Genomic DNA, 17669 nt, shown 5'->3' on the forward strand with positions numbered 1-17669 from the left:
ACCCGCGGGCGCCGCTCAGTGCTTGAGCCGGTAGCCGGTCTTGAAGATCCACCAGATGACAGTCATGCAGATCGCAAGGAACGCCAGCGTCATTGCGACGCTGACTTCCACCCTGACGTCCGCGATCTCGTAGAAGCTCCAGCGGAAGCCTGAAATCAGGTAGACGACCGGGTTGAGCAGCGCGATCGAACGCCAGGCCGGCGGCAGCATGTTGACCGAGTAGAAGCTGCCGCCGAGGAAGGTCAGTGGCGTCACCACGAGCATCGGGATCATCTGCAGCTTCTCGAAGCCGTCGGCCCAGATGCCGATGATGAAGCCGAACAGGCTGAAGGTGACCGCCGTCAGCACCAGGAACGCCAGCATCCAGACCGGGTGCTGGATGTGCAGCGGCACGAACAGGCCGGCGGTGGCGAGGATGATCAGCCCCAGCATGATCGATTTCGTGGCGGCCGCACCGACATAGCCCAGCACGATCTCGACATGCGAGATCGGTGCGGAGAGAATTTCGTAGATGGTGCCGATGAATTTCGGGAAGTAGATCCCGAACGAGGCATTGGCGATGCTCTGGGTCAGGACCGACAGCATCACCAGTCCCGGCACGATGAAGGTACCGTAGCTGACGCCTTCAACCTGGCTGATGCGCGAGCCGATCGCCGCCCCGAACACGACGAAATAGAGCGATGTCGACACCACCGGCGACACGATGCTCTGCAGGATGGTGCGCCATGTGCGCGCCATCTCGAATTTGTAGATCGCGCCGACTGCCCGAAGATTCATTGCCGCACCAAGCTCACGAAGATGTCTTCGAGGGACGATTGTTTGGTCTCGAGGTCGATGAAACGAATGCCGGCGGCCCTGAGATCGCTGAGCAGGCTGGTGATACCTGTGCGCTCACCGCGGGTGTCGTAGTCGTAGGCGAGCCGCCAGCCGTCGTCAGACAATGCGAGATGATAGGGCGCAAGCACCTCGGGGACGGTGTCGATCTTGTGCTGCAGATGCAGGCTGAGGCGCTTCCTGCCGAGCTTGTCCATCAGCTTGGCTTTGTCCTCGACCAGGATGATCTCGCCCTTGTTGATGACGCCGACGCGGTCGGCCATCTCCTCGGCCTCCTCGATGTAGTGCGTGGTGAGAATGATGGTGACGCCCGCGGCCTTCAGCTCGCGCACGATATCCCACATGCCCTTGCGCAGCTCGACGTCGACACCCGCGGTCGGCTCGTCCAGAAACAGCACCTGAGGTTCGTGTGCCAGCGCCTTGGCGATCATCACGCGGCGCTTCATGCCGCCCGAGAGCGTGATGATCTTGGCGTCCTTCTTGTCCCAGAGCGACAGGTCCTTGAGGATTTTCTCGATCAGGTCAGGGTTCTTCGGCTTGCCGAACAGGCCCCGGCTGAAGTTGACCGTGGCCCACACGCTCTCGAACGAATCGGTGTGCAGCTCCTGGGGCACCAGCCCGATCTGCGACCTGGCCGCGCGATAGTCGTCATTGATGTCGTGACCTCCGACGGTGATCTTGCCCGTCGATGCGTTCACGATGCCGCAGATGATGCTGATCAGCGTCGTCTTGCCGGCGCCGTTGGGGCCGAGCAGCGCGAAGATTTCGCCGCGCTCGATCGTGAGATTGACGTTGTTGAGCGAGGTGAAGCCCGATCGATAGGTTTTCGACAGGCTTGAGACGGAGATGACGGGAGCCATACGACGGCATTCAACGGGATTTGAGCAAAGGGCGCGGTGAGCAATCCGCGGGCGCGGGGGAAGGCTCAGATAGGAATGGCGGCGCGCTCCTGCAATCGGAGCGGCGACGCCGATCGTGACCATTGGAAGGCTTTTCCGTGACTGAAATTGGCGGGTGTTGCCATGCGGCCACGTCTGCGGGATGAACGTTCCACACGATGCCGGACCATGTTGCGTCCGCGAGCATCTCGGGTACGGTCGCGCCGTCTCGACATTTCCGCCGTGGAGAAGGACAGATGACGCCACGAACCTGCACCGATAGTCCCATCCTCATGCGCGCCACCGCGGCGCGCTGGCTGGGCATGATCGCGCTGGCCGTCGCGCTGTCTCTGCCGCTCGGCACCGGATCGGTCCGCGCCGCGCCGAGCGCGGCAGCCGCGAATGCGGCCGGCACGACGCACGTCTACCTTCTGCGTGGCGTGCTCAACATCTTCTCGCTCGGGCTCGACGACATCGCCGCCAAGCTGGAGTCGCAGGGCATCCCGAACACGGTCGCCAACTTCGTGTCGTGGTCGTCGCTCGCCGACGAGGCCGCGGCCGCCTATCGCGCCGGCCGCATCAAGACCATCATCCTGGTGGGGCATTCCTCGGGTGCGACCGCGCTGCCCGACATGATCAACAAGCTCGGCCAGCTCGGCGTGCCGGTGAAGCTCGCGATCGGTCTCGATTCGGTGTTCAAGACCAAGCTCGTGGGCGGCAATGCCGAGCGCTACATCAATTTCTACATCGCCAGCGGCGCCGGCGAGCCGGTGCGCCGCGACGACGGCTTCCGCGGCAAGCTCGAGAATGTGGACGTCCAGGCGGTTCCCGGCGTCGGCCACGTCACGATCGAGAAGAATCAGATCATGCAGCAGAAGGTGATCGGCGCCATCGACGCGGTGGTGTTCGGCGGCAAGGGCCGGCCGGCCGCGCCGCCGACCAGCGTGGCGGGCTCGCAAAGGGCCGCCAGCGTCTCGGGCTACCGGTAATCCGGGCCGAGCGGCTCGCGCCGGCGGCTGCGCCCCAAAATGCTCCCATTCCGCGGCGACAAGCGCCATAGCAGGCGGTATATCCCTGCCACCTCTGAGCTTTCCTGGGAGCGCGGATGACCGGCGTGGCACTTATGGCCAGGAGTTGTCTCGGCAAGACCGTGATCGGACGTCTGCTGACGCTGCTGGTCGTTCTTGGCGTCGCGGCCGCTGGCCTGCCGCACACCGCTTGCGCCGGCGCAGCCGCTACCACTGTGCCCGGCAAGCCCGCAAAGTCTTCCAAACCTGCTGCAGCCGCGAGCCAGGCTGCGATCCGCGCCGTTGCTGCGCCCGAGCGACCGCCGGAGGCGATCCAGGCGCCGGCGCGGGTCTATCTGTTTCGCGGCGCTCTCGGACCGCTGTTCTCGACCGGCATGGACCGTCTGGCCGACAAGATCGAGCAGGCCGGCTTCGACGCCCGGGTCTACGAGTTCACCCTGTGCGACCTGATCGCGCTCCAGGTGGCCAAGAACTACCGCGAGGCGCCGGGTCCGATCGTGCTGATCGGCCATTCGATGGGTGGGCTGTGCAGCGTCCGGATCTCGATTGCGCTGCAGGAGCAGAACATTCCGGTCAGCCTCGTCGTCACCGTCGATCCCGCGCATGCGACCAAGAGCGTTCCGCTCAACGTGCAGCGCTTCATCAACATCTTCCTGTCCGACAACATTCTCGGCGGCGGCGACGTCAAGCCGGAGCCCGGCTTCCGCGGCCATTACGCGAGCTTCGACATGAAGGATCATGACGAGGTCACGCACATCAACATCGACAAGATGGACGATGTGCACGCCCAGCTGGTCACGATGATCAGCCAGCTGTCGCAGACGCCGGCCACGGCCGAGGCCGACCCGGTACAGCTGCGCTATCTGGTGCCGCCGAAGGTGTCGCTGGAACTGTGGGATAGCGGGACGCCGCTGGCGGTGCGGCCGGGCGAGACCCTCGACCAGATCGCGACCAATTACCGGGTTCCGCTATGGGCGCTGCAGCAGTCCAACCGCGGGCTCGGCAGCACGCCCCTGATCCCGGGTCAGCGCATCATCCTGCCGCGTCATCTGCTGCCGCAGGCCGCGAACCAGCCGGCACCGCAGCCGCCGGACGCGCCGGTCCGGCGCTGAGCCGCAAGGGGTGTCAGTAACAAGGGGTGTCAAGTAAGAAGGGTCAGCCCGGCGGCATGAACGGGATGATCATCGGCACGCGCTGGCGATAGGCCTCATAATCCGGCCCAAGCTCCTGACCCAGGAAGACTTCTTCCATCTTGGCCTTCCAGGCCATGCCGAGCGAGATCAGGATGGCGCCGAGGATGGCGCTGATCGTCCCCACCGCAATACCGGTCGCCAGCATGCCGAGGATGAGGCCGGTATAGATCGGGTGGCGGACCATGCCATAGGGGCCGGTATCGATGACTTTGTGCCCTTCCTTGTGGGTGATGGCGTTCGACCAGAAGCGGCCGAGATGGATTCGCGCCCACCAGGTGAAGGCGATGCCGGCCAGCGTCACCACCGTGAGCAGGTAGACGCCGGTCTCGCCGGGGCTCCAGAACGGCTTCTCGCCGAGGATGCGCGAGGTCCAGGGCGTGAACAGGATGCCGCCGATGACGATGAGCGCGTGATAGCGGCTGGTCTTCACCACGGTGACGTGCTTGCGGGTCTGGCCGGACCAGAACGAGGCGCCGACCCAGCTGGCCAGCCAGATCAGCCAGATGATCGCCAGCAGGGAGGTGGGCCAGGTGGTGGTCCATCCGCTGAACGCAAACGACGAGACGGGGCTGGCATCGCCGGACATGTCTTTGAAACCGCTATGTGACGTTGGGACGGCCGCTCTTACCTACTCGGCCGCTGTGCGAAAAGGGTGTTGTTTCAGATCGTCCCGCTTGCCCTGTTCGCAGTCGAGCAGGAACGCGATGGTCTCGCGCAGCGTCGGCTCGATCGGGCGGGGCGCATAGCCGAGCTCGCGCTTGGCCTTGTCGACGGAGAGGTCGGAGGCCGAGCGCGCGATCCGCACGCCTTCAGCCGTGCCGTCCGGCGTCCGCTTGGTGAGATGATCGGAGATGAGTTCGAGCACGCCCGCCGACAACTCGGCCAGCCGGCCGGGCACCGAAATGGCGACATGCTTGCGGCCGCTGATTGTAGCCATCAGGTCGAGGATGCGGCTAAGGCGCAGGCTCTCGCCGCCGAAAACGTAGCGGCCGCCCACTTTGCCGCGTTCCATGGCCAGGATCAGGCCCGTAGCGACGTCGCGGACGTCGACGAGATTGACGATGAAATCGAGATAGAGCTGGATCCGGCTGTCCAGGAAATGGCGCAGCATCGCCGACGGCGGTGTCAGGTTGCTGTCGTGAGGGCCGATCGGCATCGTCGGCGTGCCGACCACCACCGGGAAGCCATCGGCAGCCGCTGCCATGGCGCGCGCCTCGGCCAGCGCCTTCGAGCGCGTATAGGCCCCGGGCATGGCGTCCGCCGGCGGGGCCGTCGGCGCTGCCGCGGCGCCCTTGGATCCCGGATAGTCGAACAGGATCGACTCGGTCGAACAGTGCAGGAAGCGGCGGACCCGGCTCGCGCGTGCAGCCGCCAGCACCGTTTCGGTGCCGACACAGTTGACGCGGTAGAAATCCTCGCGGTCCGGCATCCACATGCCGGGCAGCCCGGCCAGGTGATAGACCTGATCGACGCCTGCGACCGCCTCACGCACGACGGGGACGTCGAGCACCGAGCCCTCGATGTATTGCACGTCGGCGATCATCTGGGTCGGGCAGCGCACGTCGAGCACGCGCACCTCCGCGCCCCGTGCGGTGAGCGCAGAGACGAGGTGATGTCCGATAAAACCGCTGCCGCCGGTGACGAGGACTTTCATTAGGGACGTGAGTGCTGATCGCCTGGAAGCTTATCCGATGCGAGCCGATCCGGCGACCAGTTCGGCGCAACGAGATCAGCCACCGAAGGCCGCAACCCGAACGCCATGTACAATTTCGCCATCACGAACATCGGTCCAAGAAAGAGATGCGCCGGATGATCCAGCAGCGACGGATTATTGCGCTCGAAGACCTTGTGCCCGACGGCTTGCGAGACGAGGCCAACGATGACGAGCGCGGCAAACATGGCCCAGAGGGCCAATCCGTGGACGTGATCGGCAATCATCATGGCCACAGCAAGGAACAGCACGGCGAACGCCAGGATGCCGGCGCCGAGTGCGGCATCGAGCAGCAGCCAATAGAGCAGGACGGGCAGCGCCAGCACGGCGCCCAGGCTGATCCGGATGCCGAACGCGTCGAATTGCCACAAGCTCAAGGGAAGCACCGCCCCCAGGAACAGCAGGATGATCCCGAGCACATGCATCAGGCCGTTGCGCGGATCGCGATGATATTCGACGTAGTCGATCATCTGGCGTCGGAACATGGCGTTCATGGCTGACTCGCTCATCAATGAGATCACGACCGCTCAATCGATGGCCGCAAAGACGGGGCTATACCATCAAGCGGCTGCATCGACAAACCGGCAATCACGGCCCTGCGTCCGCCGCGCCGATCTGACAACGGGTTCCATTCGCGCCAGAGGGTGGGGCCCGATCGGGCCATATGCTGAAGTGACGGTTCCTGAATTGACAGTCGCGCCAGGGCCGCCATGGGTTCATGGCGCCGCGCGCGGATCTCATTTGCGTCAATTGCGGTGCTTGCGCGGTGGCTTTTTGCCGGGTGCAGCGGGAGCTGGCGCCGGAGGCGGCGTCGCGGCCTCTTCGGCAGCCTTAGCGATCGTGATGATCTGGATCTGCTGATTGACGGGCGCCGTCGGCTTGGACGGATCGAGCAATTGCTCCTCGCCAAGTCCGACCGACTGCAGCCGCTTGACCGAGACCTTGAAGGTGTTCGCCAGGATGTCGCGGATCGCGTCGGCCCGCCGCTGGCTCAGGATCACGTTGGACTCGCGCTTGCCGTTGGCTTCGACATGGCCGACGATCAGGAACGTGTAGGGCAGCAGGTCGGTATACACCATCGCGTCGGCGATGCGTCCGACGGCCTGGTAGGATTCGGGACGCACGATCGGCGTGTCGACGTCGAATTGGATGTCGACGTTGAAGGCCGGCAGGTTCATCAGCTCCGGCGCGATCGGCGTACGCTTCTGCGGCGGCGGCTCATTGCGGCTGCGAATTTTCGAGCGTTCCTGGGTCTGCTGCTTCAGCGCCGGCAGATCGAGCGTGGGCGCGGCCTCGAAGCGGTTGAGCTGGCGCACGATATCCTCGCGCGTGATCTCCTGCGATCGCGCCGTCGCGCTCGCGGCGACCGTGAGAACGGCGATCAGCCCTGACAGCAGTGATGTCGCTGTCCGCCGCATCAGCGATACCCCGCCTCGCCCATCGCCTGCTGGCACCGTGCGCTGACGCCGTTCGCCGTCATCAGGCACGGAATCGACCTGCTGGTCTCCTTGGTCGAGCCGCCGCACAGCTTCACGATCTCACGCTGGCAGGCATTGGCCACGGTCACCCGAGCCGCGATGCGCTTCTGGATCGCCTCGAACGCCTTGAAATAGGTGGCCTTGCACTGCCCAGAAACCACGTCCTGGTTGCGCGAGAGGCATTCCTTGAGCCGGTTGGAGTCGAGATTGACGCCGCGGCAATTGGCGATGATGTCGGCGCCACAGCTCGACGCGATCAGCCCGGCAGACTCGCCAAAGCTCATCGTCTGCGCCGTCGCAAGCGACGGAACACAGAGCGCGACCACAACGATGAGGATGTTTCCCCGGACCATGGTTGCATCTCATACGACGCGAGCTGCCACGGTCAAGGCCTAACCAAGGCGAAGTGTGAAGTTCGGTTGTCGCGATCCGCGCCTGCGGCGCGACCGCAGGTCGACCGTGGCCATCAGGTCACGCCCGCGCGACGAAGCTGTCGACGACCTTCTTCTCGCCGGCCTTGTCGAAGGCGATGGTCAGCTTGTTGCCGTCGATCTTGACCACGCGGCCATAGCCGAACTTCTGGTGGAACACGCGGTCGTCGAGTGCGAATTCCGAGGTGGCGCCGGTGGACTTCGCGACCAGCTCGCCCTCGATGGTCAGCGGCCCGCGCTTGTTGCGGCCGAAATTGCCGCCAAAGCCTCCGCCGCCGAACGGATCGCGTCCGCCGAACGGCGATTGCTCTTCCTTGAAGCCGCCCTCGGACGGACCGCGTGCGCCCGGGCGCCGCGCCTGCGCGCGCTGCCAGCCCGGCGTCGCATAGCTTGACCCGAACGACTCGACATTGTCGAAACGCGACGGCCCGTAACCGCCGGCGCCGCCCCAGCCCGAGCCGCCCTTGGATTCGGTGATCTCGACGCTATCAGCCGGCAATTCGTCGAGAAATCGCGACGGGATGGTCGTGGTCCAGGTGCCGTGGATGCGGCGGTTGGTGGCGAAATAGAGTTTGGCGCGACGGCGCGCCCGGGTCAGCCCGACATGGGCGAGGCGGCGCTCCTCTTCGAGCCCGGCGCGGCCCTGTTCGTCGAGCGTGCGCTGGCTCGGGAACAGCCCTTCCTCCCAGCCCGGCAGGAACACGTTGTCGAATTCCAGCCCCTTGGCGGAGTGCAGCGTCATCAGCGACACCGCCTCCTCGTCGGCTGCACCCTCGCGGTCCATCACCAGCGAGATGTGCTCGAGGAAGCCGTGCAGGTTCTCGAACTCCTCCATCGAGCGGATGAGCTCCTTGAGGTTGTCGAGGCGCCCGGCGGCGTCGGCGGAGCGGTCCTTCTGCCACATCTCGGTATAGCCGCTCTCGTCGAGCACGATCTCGGCGAGCTCGGTGTGCGGCGTCACCTCGCGCTGGGCGCGCCAGCGCTCGAACTGCAGGATCAGCTGGCGCAGGCTCCCGCGCGCCTTCGGCTTCAGCTCGTCGGTCTCGACCACCGCGCGCGCCGCCTCGAACAGCGGGATGCGGCGCTTGCGCGCGTGATCGTGCAGCATCTGCACGGCGGCGTCGCCGAGCCCGCGCTTCGGGACGTTGACGATGCGCTCGAAGGCGAGGTCGTCGGCCGGCGAGTTGATGACGCGCAGATAGGCGAGCGCATCGCGGATCTCGGCGCGCTCGTAAAATCTGGGGCCGCCGATCACGCGATAGGGCAGGCCGAGCGTGACGAAGCGGTCCTCGAACTCGCGCATCTGGTACGACGCCCGCACCAGGATCGCGATGTCGTTGAGATGCTCGCCCTTGCGCTGCAACTCCTCGATCTCCTCGCCGATGCCGCGCGCTTCCTCTTCCGAATCCCAGGCGCCGGTGACCGTGACCTTCTCGCCCTCGACGTCCTCGGTGCGCAGCGTCTTGCCGAGCCGGCCTTCATTGTGCGTGATCAGATGCGAGGCCGCGGCCAGGATATGGCCGGTCGAGCGGTAGTTGCGCTCCAGACGGATCACCTTGGCGCCGGGGAAGTCGTGCTCGAAGCGCAGGATGTTGTCGACCTCGGCGCCGCGCCAGCCATAGATCGACTGATCGTCGTCGCCGACGCAGCAGATGTTTTTGGGGGGCGTCGTGGCCGCGGATATGTCTCTACCCTCTCCCCTTGTGGGAGAGGGTGCCGAGCGAAGCGAGGCGGGTGAGGGGTCTCTATCCGCGGAGACAGACCCCTCACCCGGCTCAGTTTCGCTTCGCTCAACTGATCCACCCTCTCCCACAAGGGGAGAGGGGACGGCGGCGGACGTGGCGGGAGTGAGCGACGACGGCGCCTGCGACAGCAGCCGCAGCCACAGATATTGCGCGACGTTGGTGTCCTGATACTCGTCGACCAGGATGAACTTGAAGCGGGTCTGATACTGCCGGAGCACGTCCGGGTTCTCGCGGAACAGCCGGATGTTCTCGAGCAGGAGATCGCCGAAATCGGCGGCGTTGAGGATCTTCAGCCGCTCCTGGTAGCTCGTATAGAGCTTGCCGCCCTTGCCATTGCCGAACACGGCGGCCTCGCCCGAGGGCACCTGCGATGGCGACAGGCCGCGATTCTTCCAGCCGTCGATCAGGCCGGCCAGCATGCGCGCCGGCCAGCGCTTGTCGTCGATGTTCTCGGCCTGCAGCAGCTGCTTCAACAGCCGGATCTGGTCGTCGACGTCGAGCACCGTGAAATTCGATTTCAGCTGCACCAGCTCGGCATGGCTGCGCAGGATCCGGCCGGCGATCGCGTGGAAGGTGCCGAGCCACGGCATGCCTTCGACGGCCTGGCCCAGCATCTCGGCAAGCCGCGTCTTCATCTCGCGCGCGGCCTTGTTGGTGAAGGTCACGGACAGGATTTCGCCCGGCCGGGCGCGGCCCTGGCTCAGAATGTGCGCGATGCGCGTGGTGAGCACGCGGGTCTTGCCGGTGCCGGCACCGGCGAGCACCAGCACCGGACCATCCAGCGTCTCGACCGCGTCGCGCTGCTCCGGATTGAGGCCTGCGAGATAGCGCGCTCCGCCGGTCGTCGTGGCGCGGGCGCGCGCGGCGATGCCGCCGGCAACGGGTTGGTGGTCTGGCGCAGGAAAACGGCTCACGCGGTTGGGCTCGGTCATCAGCGAATCAGTCTCATCCCTCGGATGGCATCATACGACGGCATCGCGAGGTCTGCAGGAGGAGCCCTCATAGCAGGGATTGACGGCTATATGGGGCCGTTGGGCGCGTTTTACAGCCCTAAATCGGGGCAGCCGGGGTGCCTGCTGCCAGTCCCACCAGACTTTTGTTCCGGCGAATCGTGAATTTTTAGGGGCGCGAGCGGCCGGAACATTTGTTCCCGGCCTTCATTGTCCTGGCAACGGCGCAAGCTTCGCGCCGCTTTGAACCGCAATCGAGAGACAGAGGTCGTGTCATGTTAGGCTGGGTCGTCACCTTCCTGGTGATTGCATTGATCGCTGGCATCCTCGGCTTCGGCGGCGTCGCCGGTGCCTCCATCGAGATCGCCAAGATCATCTTCTTCATCGCTATCGTGCTGTTCCTGGTGTCGGCAATCGTGGGCCTCGCCCGCGGCCGCACCCGCGTGTAGTCGACCTCATCCCCTGACAATGAGGTCGGCGAAGGGCGCAGTGCCTCTTGCGAGGTGCTGCGCTCTTTGCGTTTCGGCTGCGCGCATCAGGCCGGCGCGGTCAGCGCGACCTGGACCTTGGCCAGCGCCGGATCGAGTGCGACCGAGGCGAGCCGCGCATCGTTGGAGAGCGCGGTCAAGGTCAGCGTCTGGTCCTGGACGCGGAAGATCCGGCAGAGCGTCGTCGCATCCGAGGCATCGCGCAGCATGACCGACAACGGCGCGATATGGTTCTCGTCGGCGATCTTCTCGGCGACGAGCGCAAGCCGCGTCGCAGCTGCTGCAAGCTGCTCGGTGTGATGAGCGGTCGTATTGGCCGCGAGCGGCAGACCTTCCTCGTTGGTCAGCAGCACCGTCTCGAAACGGCCGACCTCGGCGATCCGGTCGAGCAACGGCACCAGCTCGCGCCGCCGGCCCGGCCGGCTCGCCAGCTGCGCCAGGTCCAGCGAGATGCGCTCGCGTTCGACCAGCGGCGCCAGCACGTCCTGGATCGCGCTGCGCAGACCGACCTCCCGCTCGGTCGCATCCTGGTTGCTCTGCTCGCGCAATTGGTCGAGGCTCGCTGCCTGCAGCTGCACCTGGCGCCGCAGCAGATCGCGCGCCAGCGCGCCCTGGCGGGCGCCGAACAGATAGCCCGAGGTCAGTAGGAGAATGGCGGCGCCGAGGCCGCTTACGATGGCATAGATCGTCATGGTCGTTTCGTCGCTGTGAGTTGATCGCAATCGTCCAGGCCGGCGATGCGCAGGAAGGCCTTGCGGTCGCCGGCTAGGGTGCCTGCATCGCCGCGCGCCTCGCCGGATCCCGCGGCGCGCACCGAGAGCCGGCGGGCCGGGATGCCATCGTGCTTCAGCTGGGCCGCGATCGCCTTGGCCCTGGAATAGCTCAGCAGCACGTTCAGATCCTCGCTGCCGCTGATATCGGTGTGTCCCTCGATGACGATGGTGACGTCACCGTGTCGCGCGAGCGCGCGCTGCAGGATCGCCAGCGACCGCTTCATGTCGGCAGGGTTCGGCCGCGCGCTGCCGCGCTCGAACGCGACCGTCAACGGCGCGAAGCACTCGGCGGCGGGCATGTTGCGCGCGCTGCTCTGCGGTTCGGCGATTGCTGCCGGCCCGGCCGGTGGAGCCGGCTGCTCGCGCGTGACGGCAGCGACCGAAGGCGCCGGCGCCGGGGGCGCGACGATCGGGGCTGGTTCGGGCACCGGCGTCTCCTGCGCCCGGCGGGGCGCCTCGACAGCAGGCTCCTCGCGTGCCGGGACGGTCCTGACCGGCGTCATGGCAGCGACCGTCGGCGGCCGGGCCAGGCCCTGCTGCCAGAGCGACGCCGACATCATGGCGATGAGCGCGCCCGCGACTGCAAAGGCGGCAGCGAGCCAGAGGGGGGCCTCTTCGCCGGCGACCGTGCAGGGCTCGACGCGCGCTGCGAACGGGGGCGAGACGGGGGGCGGGGATGGCGCCAGCATGTCAGGCCGCGGGCACCTTGTACATCGGCGTGATCAGGTCGATGCCGCATTCGAGTCCGGCGCACCATTCGATGAACTGGCGCGACATGGCCGCGTCCGGAAACAGCGCGCCGTGCTGCGGAGCGATGATCTCGATGTCGAGCTGCCGGACCATGTTGGCCCAGGCCTTCATCACCTTGTTGGATGCCATGAAGCGCCTATGGAATCCGTCCATATGAGGCAGGTGCGACTTGAAGTCTCTGACGACCCTGTAGTCCGTCCCCATTGAGGCGCCGAGGTCGCCGGAATAGAGGATCTTCGAGATCGGATCGTAGAGCTGGAAATTGCCCTCGCTATGCAGGAAATGGGCGGGTAACGCGTACAGCTTGCAGCCGCCGACGTCGAACACCATGCCCTCGTCCGGGATCGGTTTCATCCGGTCCAGCACCATATGGTCGAAGCAGAAATGCGACACGAACCGGGTCCAGATCGACGAGATGTAGGCGTCTGCCTCGGTGGTCATCAACCAGCCGTTGATGGCTGCAACGATGTCCGGGTCCTGGTGCGACAGGAACAGGTATTTCAGCTTGCCGCCGGCGAGCTGGCCAAAAGTCTCCGACAACACCTTGGCGTAGACCTTGTGACCGCCGGGATCGAGGATCATGCCGATCCCGTCGTGAATGATCAGATGCTGGTTGGTCTGCACCGCAAGATCGCCGGCAGCGAAGTCTTCCAGCAGGATGTTCTTGTGAACGCCGTCGTCATAGAGGACGATATTGGCCATGAGAATGCTCCCGCCGACGCTGCGCGATCGCGGCGCGCCGGCTCATTGGTAGGACGCCGCTACAGCACCTTCTGCAGCGACCGGACGGCCTCGCGCATGTCGAAGAAGGTGAGTCCGAGCTTGCTGTTCTCGTTGGTGAGCGCGAGCAGCAGCGCGCCGCGGCCGGCGCTGACCAGCACGGCGTAGCCGGATTCGCCGCGAATGATGACCTCCTGCAGGTGGCTGCGGCCAAGCTCCATGGCGGCGCGGCCGCCGAGCGACAGCAAGGTCGCGGTCATGCCCGCGACCCGCGTCTCCTCCATGTCAGCGGCGAGCACGCTCGCGATCATCAGCCCGTCTTCCGAGATCAGCGCGCAGGCCTCGACCCCGAACGAGTCGCTCTGCAGCTTGCGCAGGACGCGGTTGATCTCATCGAGTCGTGACATCGGCTTCTCCTCGACGGCGCGGGGGGCAAACTTGGATTGGAACGGACTTTGAGCCATGGCATCGTCATCTTCGGTTGTTGAAACGGAACTGTCCGGAATGGCGGCAAGAAGTGCCGAGAAGGAAATGAGGGCGTCCTCGGCTGCCGGTGGCGCGGGATGCTCGGCCGAGTCCGACTGCATCGCGACAGCGCGTGTCTCGATCGTCTCCACCGCATCATCCAGGGCGCGCTGCTCGGCCCTGAGGCGCGATCGGGAAACGGGAGGATCCATCCCCTCGAGCTGGGTCACCAGTGCCTGGCGCGCCGATTGGTAGACTTCAGCGCGACGTTCGGCGCTCGAGTCGGGCAGACTCTCCATCGCGCGCGACAGCAGGATGAAATAGTCGGCCGTGGTCGCAGCCACGATGGACGTCTCCTGATGGGAGGCTTGCGGTATTTTCAGCAGGCTCGCGAGGCGTCCCATCGCTCTACTCATTACTTAATGCACACAACGGTGATCAGCGTAGTGGGTGGCCAGTGCGCGGAAGAATGATCTGAATCAAATTGGCGCGAATCCTGACGCAGAATGTTGCTTAGTTCGTCCAATGAGCTGACAAAGATCATATTGTCGCCGCATCGGCCGCCGTAGCGCCGCAATGTTGCCCGGGTTTGGCACGGGCGCGCCATCCTTCACGCCAGAATCAGCTACGATGCGGACGTAGGTAATTCTGCGCGCCATGTGAGGAAGAGACGTGAACGTCGTCGAATATATGCAGCGCGATACCGTTGCGCTCGCTGAAGCGATTGCTCGTGGCGAAACGACCGCTGCCGAGCTTCTGCAGCTTGCATTGAAGCAGAGTGAGCGGACGCAGCCGACGACGAACGCAATTAGTACGTTGATGGAGCGCGAGGCACGCGCACAGCTTGCGCGGCTGAGCGCCGGCCCCTTCACCGGGGTACCGTTTCTCATCAAGGACTGCGCGCAGGACTATGCCGGTCTGCCGACCACCTACGGCAGCAAGGCGCTGACCGGCAACGTCGCGGCCGAGCATGCTCATGTCGTCCGGAGGTACCTCGAGGCCGGCTTCGTGATCTTCGGCAAGACCAATCTGCCGGAGCTCGCGCTGAAGGGCGTTTCGGATTCGCGCGCCTTCGGCCGCGTCAACAATCCCTGGAACGTGGCGCATACGCCGGGCGGCTCCAGTGGCGGCGCGGCTGCGGCGGTCGCCTCCGGCGTGGTGCCGATGGCGGCCGGCAATGATGGCGGCGGCTCGATCCGCATTCCCGCCGCCTGCTGCGGCCTGTTCGGCTTGAAGCCGTCACGCGGCCTGGTCTCGTCCGGGCCAGGCTTCGGCGAGTATTGGTATGGCGCGTCCAGCGAGGGCGTGATCTCGCGCAGCGTGCGCGATACGGCGCTGGCGCTCGACGTCATCATGGGCAGCGAGCCCGGCGATCCTTTCGTCGCAGCCGAGCCCGGCGTGGTGTTCGCGAATGCCGTGGCGCGCGATCCACCTCGCATGCGCATCGGCTTCACGACCGCCTCGCCGATCGGCACCGAGGTTCATGCTGAAGCCAGGCTCGCCGTCGACACCACCGTGAAGCTGCTGCAGAGCCTCGGCCATGAGGTCGAGGAGGCCACGCCCGACATCGACGGTGCGGCGCTCGCGACCTCGTTCCTGCACATCTATTTCGGCCAGGTCGCGGCGCTGGTCGCCGACGCGCGCGCCAAGGGCGCCAAGCGCGACGATTTCGAGCTGCTGACCCGGGTGCTGGCGACGCTTGGCGGCGCCATCTCGGCCGGCGCGCTGACCACGCAGCTGCTGAAGTGGAACGTTTTCGCCCGCGCGCTGGCGCGCTTCCATGCCCGCTATGACATGCTGCTGACGCCGACCTTGGCGCATCCGCCGATCCGGCACGGCCAGGGCGATCCGACCACGGCCGAGCAGACCTTGCTCGACATGCTCGATCGTATCGGCCTGCTCGGCCTTCTGACACGCGCGGGTCTGCTCGACGGCATGATCGACAAGATCGCGCGCGACAGCCTGCAATACGTCCCGTTCACGCAGCTCGCCAATCTGACCGGCACGCCCGCGATGAGCGTGCCGCTGCACTGGACCGCCGACGGCCTGCCGCTCGGCGTGCAGTTCATCGGCCGCCTCGGCGACGAGATCAGGCTGTTGCAGCTCGCCCGCCAGCTCGAGCAGGCGCAGCCCTGGTTCGGCCGGTTGCCGGACTGGGTGGTGGAGAGCTGATCCTCGCGTCTTCCTCGCGCGGGGCTCGCGATCACGCACGCGACACTGCTGCGCGCATGCGGCGATTGCGCGCTTGTCGTTTGTCGTGTTCTATCTTGGGTAGAGCGTCGGCGCGGACAGTCGCCTCGGTATGGCCCGCCGCATCGCTCCGTGAACGGGCCGGTCTGCTCGTGCCGCGATTGTGCAATGCATATTGGCCACATTTTCAGAGGGGCGGATCATGGACGTCAGGGTCTATTTTGCGACCAACAGGCAGCCTCTGACGGCGGACGGGACGGATCAGATCATGGGGTTCGGTTCCGATCTCGGTCCGGTCAACGGCCTCAGCGTCAGGTATGGCAGGGCCGACATCGCCGTCGATCTGGCGGCGCGGACCTATGCGCTCGTGCCGGGATCGGTTCATGTCGAGCCGGAGCAACTGATCTTTCCGCAAGGCTCGGGACCGGTTCTCGGCAGCGATACGATCTTCGGTGCGCTGCGAGCCGACATGCAGGCGAAGGCGCGCGCGACCATCGCGTTCATTCATGGTTTCAGCAACAGCTTCGTCGATGCGATCGAGCGCGCCGGCTGGATATCGGCGTTCTACGGGCTCGACGCCAACATGTTCGTGTTCAGCTGGCCTTCGGTCGCCTCACCCTTCGGCGTGCCGCTGCCCTATGTCGACTACCAGCACGACCGCAAGACGGCGGCGGCCTCCGGCCCGGCCGTGGCGCGCACGCTGCGGCGGCTCTACGATTTCGTCGATACGCTGCCGGAAGGCCAACGCTGCAACCAGAGCATCCACCTCGTCTGCCACAGCATGGGCGTCTATGTCCTGCGCAACGCGTTGCAGGCCTTGATGCAGATGCCTGATCCGGTTGCGGGCGCGACCATGTCCAGCGGCGTTTCGGCGATGGTGCGAATGGGCGGGGCGCAGCCGTCCCTGATCGGATTGCGCAAGACGTTCGACAAGGTCGTGCTCGCGGCGGCCGATGAGGATGCCGATGCGTTCGATGACCCGGCGAAGCTCAAATATCTGCCGCGCACGGCCACCAGCGTCACGGTCTATCATTCGACCAAGGACTGGGTTCTCAACACCCTGAGCGCCGGCACGAAATTCAACGGTCCGCGATTGGGCAACGATGGCCCGGAGAACATGGGCAGCATCAGCGACAAGGTCACGGCGATCGATTGCTCGGATGTGACGACGTTTGAGCAGGACCCGCAGGAGCATCAGTACTATCGCATCTTTCCGGTCGTTCGTGACGACATCGTCCAGGTCCTGAACGGCGTGCCGCAAAACCAGGTCACCAACCGCGAGCCGGTGGCGTCGGCGCGATACCGCATCCGTCCGCAAGCCGATGTCGCAGCCAACGCCTCCGCGGCCAAGCCGCGCGTTGCCAAGGCGCGTGTCCCCAAGGCGCCTGTCCCCAAGGCCGGCGCCGCGAAGAAGAAGCAGGCCGGCGGGAGCTGAGCTCAGGGCGAGCGCCGCGCGGAAGCGTTAGTCCTTCTTGCGCGGCATGCCGATCGCGCGGCCGAGCCCTTCGGGCAGCGGCAGCGCGGCGTGGGCCTGCAGCATCCGGCCGATGCTCTGCTGGATGTCCGTCGGGAACGGCGCGACCTTGCGTCTGGTCATGTCGATATGGATGGACATGTTCTCGGAGGTGGCGGAGACCCAGCCTTCGTCCGCGTGGCGCAACTCCTCGAAGGTGTGCAGCCGTTTCTCGTCGGCGGCGATCAGCCAGACGGCGATCTCGACGGGATCCCCGAGATGGATCTCGCGCAGATAGCGCACGTGGCATTCCGCTGTGAAGGTCGAGCCCTGGCGCTCCTTCATGTAAGCGGGGCCGATGCCGAGCTCGGCCCACAGCTGGTCGATGGCGCGATCGAACATCACGTTGTAATAGGCCATGTTGAGATGGCCGTTGTAGTCGATCCATTGCGGCTCGACCTGCATGATCGACGACCGGAACGGCCCGGCCGCTTGCGGTGTGGGCACTGCATTATCGCTCATCGGCTCTTCCGTTTGCTCCCTTGACCCCTTGATCGTCCTTTGTCACGGTCCGCCCAAATT

General features: G+C 65.5%; 18 protein-coding genes. 5 read left to right on the forward strand and 13 right to left on the reverse strand.

The window, feature by feature from the left end:
- Window positions 1–15 precede the first annotated feature (15 nt).
- Together LQG66_RS33010 and LQG66_RS33015 are read right to left on the reverse strand one after the other, a co-directional pair.
- The gene (locus tag LQG66_RS33010; RefSeq protein ID WP_231319975.1) at window positions 16–777 is read right to left on the reverse strand and encodes an ABC transporter permease; all 762 of its coding nucleotides are present in this window, start codon (window positions 775–777) and stop codon (window positions 16–18) included.
- Complete coding sequence (locus tag LQG66_RS33015) at window positions 774–1694, reverse strand: ABC transporter ATP-binding protein (protein WP_231319976.1); 921 nt, start codon at window positions 1692–1694, stop codon at window positions 774–776. The genes LQG66_RS33010 and LQG66_RS33015 overlap by 4 nt, the downstream gene beginning before the upstream one ends.
- A gap of 275 nt (window positions 1695–1969) precedes the next feature.
- Here LQG66_RS33015 and LQG66_RS33020 point away from each other — a divergent pair, with 275 nt between their 5' ends.
- Both LQG66_RS33020 and LQG66_RS33025 read left to right on the forward strand, forming a co-directional pair.
- Complete coding sequence (locus tag LQG66_RS33020; protein ID WP_231319977.1) at window positions 1970–2701, forward strand: hypothetical protein; 732 nt, start codon at window positions 1970–1972, stop codon at window positions 2699–2701.
- A gap of 116 nt (window positions 2702–2817) precedes the next feature.
- Window positions 2818–3852, forward strand: a complete 1035-nt coding sequence (locus LQG66_RS33025) for a LysM domain-containing protein (protein ID WP_231319978.1) — start codon at window positions 2818–2820, stop codon at window positions 3850–3852.
- 43 nt (window positions 3853–3895) lie between these two features.
- Here LQG66_RS33025 and LQG66_RS33030 read toward each other — a convergent pair whose 3' ends face one another.
- From LQG66_RS33030 to LQG66_RS33055, 6 genes are all read right to left on the reverse strand, one after another.
- Window positions 3896–4519: a methyltransferase family protein gene (locus LQG66_RS33030; RefSeq protein ID WP_231319979.1), complete on the reverse strand. Its 624-nt coding sequence runs from the start codon at window positions 4517–4519 to the stop codon at window positions 3896–3898.
- Window positions 4520–4561: 42 nt separating this feature from the next.
- Window positions 4562–5587, reverse strand: coding sequence for an NAD-dependent epimerase/dehydratase family protein (locus LQG66_RS33035; RefSeq protein WP_231319980.1), 1026 nt, complete (start codon window positions 5585–5587; stop codon window positions 4562–4564).
- Window positions 5587–6138: an Mpo1-like protein gene (locus LQG66_RS33040; RefSeq protein ID WP_231319981.1), complete on the reverse strand. Its 552-nt coding sequence runs from the start codon at window positions 6136–6138 to the stop codon at window positions 5587–5589. The genes LQG66_RS33035 and LQG66_RS33040 overlap by 1 nt, the downstream gene beginning before the upstream one ends.
- 252 nt (window positions 6139–6390) lie before the next feature.
- Entirely contained in the window at window positions 6391–7062 is a 672-nt protein-coding gene (locus LQG66_RS33045; RefSeq protein WP_231319982.1) for an OmpA family protein, read from the reverse strand.
- Window positions 7062–7475 (reverse strand): hypothetical protein, encoded by a 414-nt coding sequence (locus tag LQG66_RS33050; protein WP_231319983.1) that lies wholly within the window; start codon window positions 7473–7475, stop codon window positions 7062–7064. Before LQG66_RS33050 ends, LQG66_RS33045 begins: the two co-directional genes overlap by 1 nt.
- A 118-nt stretch (window positions 7476–7593) precedes the next feature.
- Window positions 7594–10230, reverse strand: coding sequence for an ATP-dependent helicase (locus LQG66_RS33055; RefSeq protein ID WP_231319984.1), 2637 nt, complete (start codon window positions 10228–10230; stop codon window positions 7594–7596).
- Between the two features lie 293 nt (window positions 10231–10523).
- Here LQG66_RS33055 and LQG66_RS33060 point away from each other — a divergent pair, with 293 nt between their 5' ends.
- Window positions 10524–10697 (forward strand): DUF1328 domain-containing protein, encoded by a 174-nt coding sequence (locus LQG66_RS33060; protein ID WP_231319985.1) that lies wholly within the window; start codon window positions 10524–10526, stop codon window positions 10695–10697.
- Window positions 10698–10783: 86 nt separating this feature from the next.
- On the opposite strand, the gene LQG66_RS33065 is transcribed toward LQG66_RS33060, so the two are convergent.
- From LQG66_RS33065 to LQG66_RS33080, 4 genes are read right to left on the reverse strand one after another with little or no spacing between them, the layout of a single operon-like run.
- Window positions 10784–11428 (reverse strand): hypothetical protein, encoded by a 645-nt coding sequence (locus tag LQG66_RS33065; RefSeq protein WP_231319986.1) that lies wholly within the window; start codon window positions 11426–11428, stop codon window positions 10784–10786.
- Window positions 11425–12198 carry an OmpA family protein gene (locus tag LQG66_RS33070; protein WP_231319987.1) on the reverse strand — a complete coding sequence of 258 codons (774 nt, stop codon included), beginning with the start codon at window positions 12196–12198 and terminating at the stop codon, window positions 11425–11427. The genes LQG66_RS33065 and LQG66_RS33070 overlap by 4 nt, the downstream gene beginning before the upstream one ends.
- A 1-nt stretch (window position 12199) precedes the next feature.
- Window positions 12200–12961: an oxygen-binding di-iron domain-containing protein gene (locus LQG66_RS33075; RefSeq protein ID WP_231319988.1), complete on the reverse strand. Its 762-nt coding sequence runs from the start codon at window positions 12959–12961 to the stop codon at window positions 12200–12202.
- A gap of 59 nt (window positions 12962–13020) precedes the next feature.
- Entirely contained in the window at window positions 13021–13848 is an 828-nt protein-coding gene (locus tag LQG66_RS33080; RefSeq protein WP_345778926.1) for a roadblock/LC7 domain-containing protein, read from the reverse strand.
- 268 nt (window positions 13849–14116) lie between these two features.
- Between LQG66_RS33080 and LQG66_RS33085 the strand changes: the two genes are divergently transcribed.
- Both LQG66_RS33085 and LQG66_RS33090 read left to right on the forward strand, forming a co-directional pair.
- Window positions 14117–15616 carry an amidase gene (locus tag LQG66_RS33085; protein ID WP_231319990.1) on the forward strand — a complete coding sequence of 500 codons (1500 nt, stop codon included), beginning with the start codon at window positions 14117–14119 and terminating at the stop codon, window positions 15614–15616.
- Window positions 15617–15836: 220 nt separating this feature from the next.
- Window positions 15837–17069 carry an alpha/beta hydrolase gene (locus LQG66_RS33090; RefSeq protein ID WP_231319991.1) on the forward strand — a complete coding sequence of 411 codons (1233 nt, stop codon included), beginning with the start codon at window positions 15837–15839 and terminating at the stop codon, window positions 17067–17069.
- A 27-nt stretch (window positions 17070–17096) separates the two neighbouring features.
- Here the strand turns inward: LQG66_RS33090 and LQG66_RS33095 are convergent, their stop codons facing one another.
- A complete protein-coding gene (locus tag LQG66_RS33095; protein ID WP_231319992.1) occupies window positions 17097–17609 on the reverse strand; it encodes a thioesterase family protein in 513 nt (170 codons plus the stop codon).
- Between the last annotated feature and the right edge of the window lie 60 nt (window positions 17610–17669).

Origin of the sequence: Bradyrhizobium ontarionense (genome assembly GCF_021088345.1) — a bacterium.
GTDB lineage: Bacteria > Pseudomonadota > Alphaproteobacteria > Rhizobiales > Xanthobacteraceae > Bradyrhizobium > Bradyrhizobium ontarionense.

Coding starts and splice junctions, on each gene's coding strand:
- LQG66_RS33080 (WP_345778926.1), bottom strand. CDS start 13,848: ATGGGACGCCTCGCGAGCCTGCTGAAAATACCGCAAGCCTCCCATCAG.
- LQG66_RS33060 (WP_231319985.1), top strand. CDS start 10,524: ATGTTAGGCTGGGTCGTCACCTTCCTGGTGATTGCATTGATCGCTGGC.
- LQG66_RS33020 (WP_231319977.1), top strand. CDS start 1,970: ATGACGCCACGAACCTGCACCGATAGTCCCATCCTCATGCGCGCCACC.
- LQG66_RS33090 (WP_231319991.1), top strand. CDS start 15,837: ATGGACGTCAGGGTCTATTTTGCGACCAACAGGCAGCCTCTGACGGCG.
- LQG66_RS33030 (WP_231319979.1), bottom strand. CDS start 4,519: ATGTCCGGCGATGCCAGCCCCGTCTCGTCGTTTGCGTTCAGCGGATGG.
- LQG66_RS33040 (WP_231319981.1), bottom strand. CDS start 6,138: ATGAACGCCATGTTCCGACGCCAGATGATCGACTACGTCGAATATCAT.
- LQG66_RS33075 (WP_231319988.1), bottom strand. CDS start 12,961: ATGGCCAATATCGTCCTCTATGACGACGGCGTTCACAAGAACATCCTG.
- LQG66_RS33045 (WP_231319982.1), bottom strand. CDS start 7,062: ATGCGGCGGACAGCGACATCACTGCTGTCAGGGCTGATCGCCGTTCTC.
- LQG66_RS33015 (WP_231319976.1), bottom strand. CDS start 1,694: ATGGCTCCCGTCATCTCCGTCTCAAGCCTGTCGAAAACCTATCGATCG.
- LQG66_RS33050 (WP_231319983.1), bottom strand. CDS start 7,475: ATGGTCCGGGGAAACATCCTCATCGTTGTGGTCGCGCTCTGTGTTCCG.
- LQG66_RS33035 (WP_231319980.1), bottom strand. CDS start 5,587: ATGAAAGTCCTCGTCACCGGCGGCAGCGGTTTTATCGGACATCACCTC.
- LQG66_RS33065 (WP_231319986.1), bottom strand. CDS start 11,428: ATGACGATCTATGCCATCGTAAGCGGCCTCGGCGCCGCCATTCTCCTA.
- LQG66_RS33055 (WP_231319984.1), bottom strand. CDS start 10,230: ATGACCGAGCCCAACCGCGTGAGCCGTTTTCCTGCGCCAGACCACCAA.
- LQG66_RS33025 (WP_231319978.1), top strand. CDS start 2,818: ATGACCGGCGTGGCACTTATGGCCAGGAGTTGTCTCGGCAAGACCGTG.
- LQG66_RS33070 (WP_231319987.1), bottom strand. CDS start 12,198: ATGCTGGCGCCATCCCCGCCCCCCGTCTCGCCCCCGTTCGCAGCGCGC.
- LQG66_RS33010 (WP_231319975.1), bottom strand. CDS start 777: ATGAATCTTCGGGCAGTCGGCGCGATCTACAAATTCGAGATGGCGCGC.
- LQG66_RS33095 (WP_231319992.1), bottom strand. CDS start 17,609: ATGAGCGATAATGCAGTGCCCACACCGCAAGCGGCCGGGCCGTTCCGG.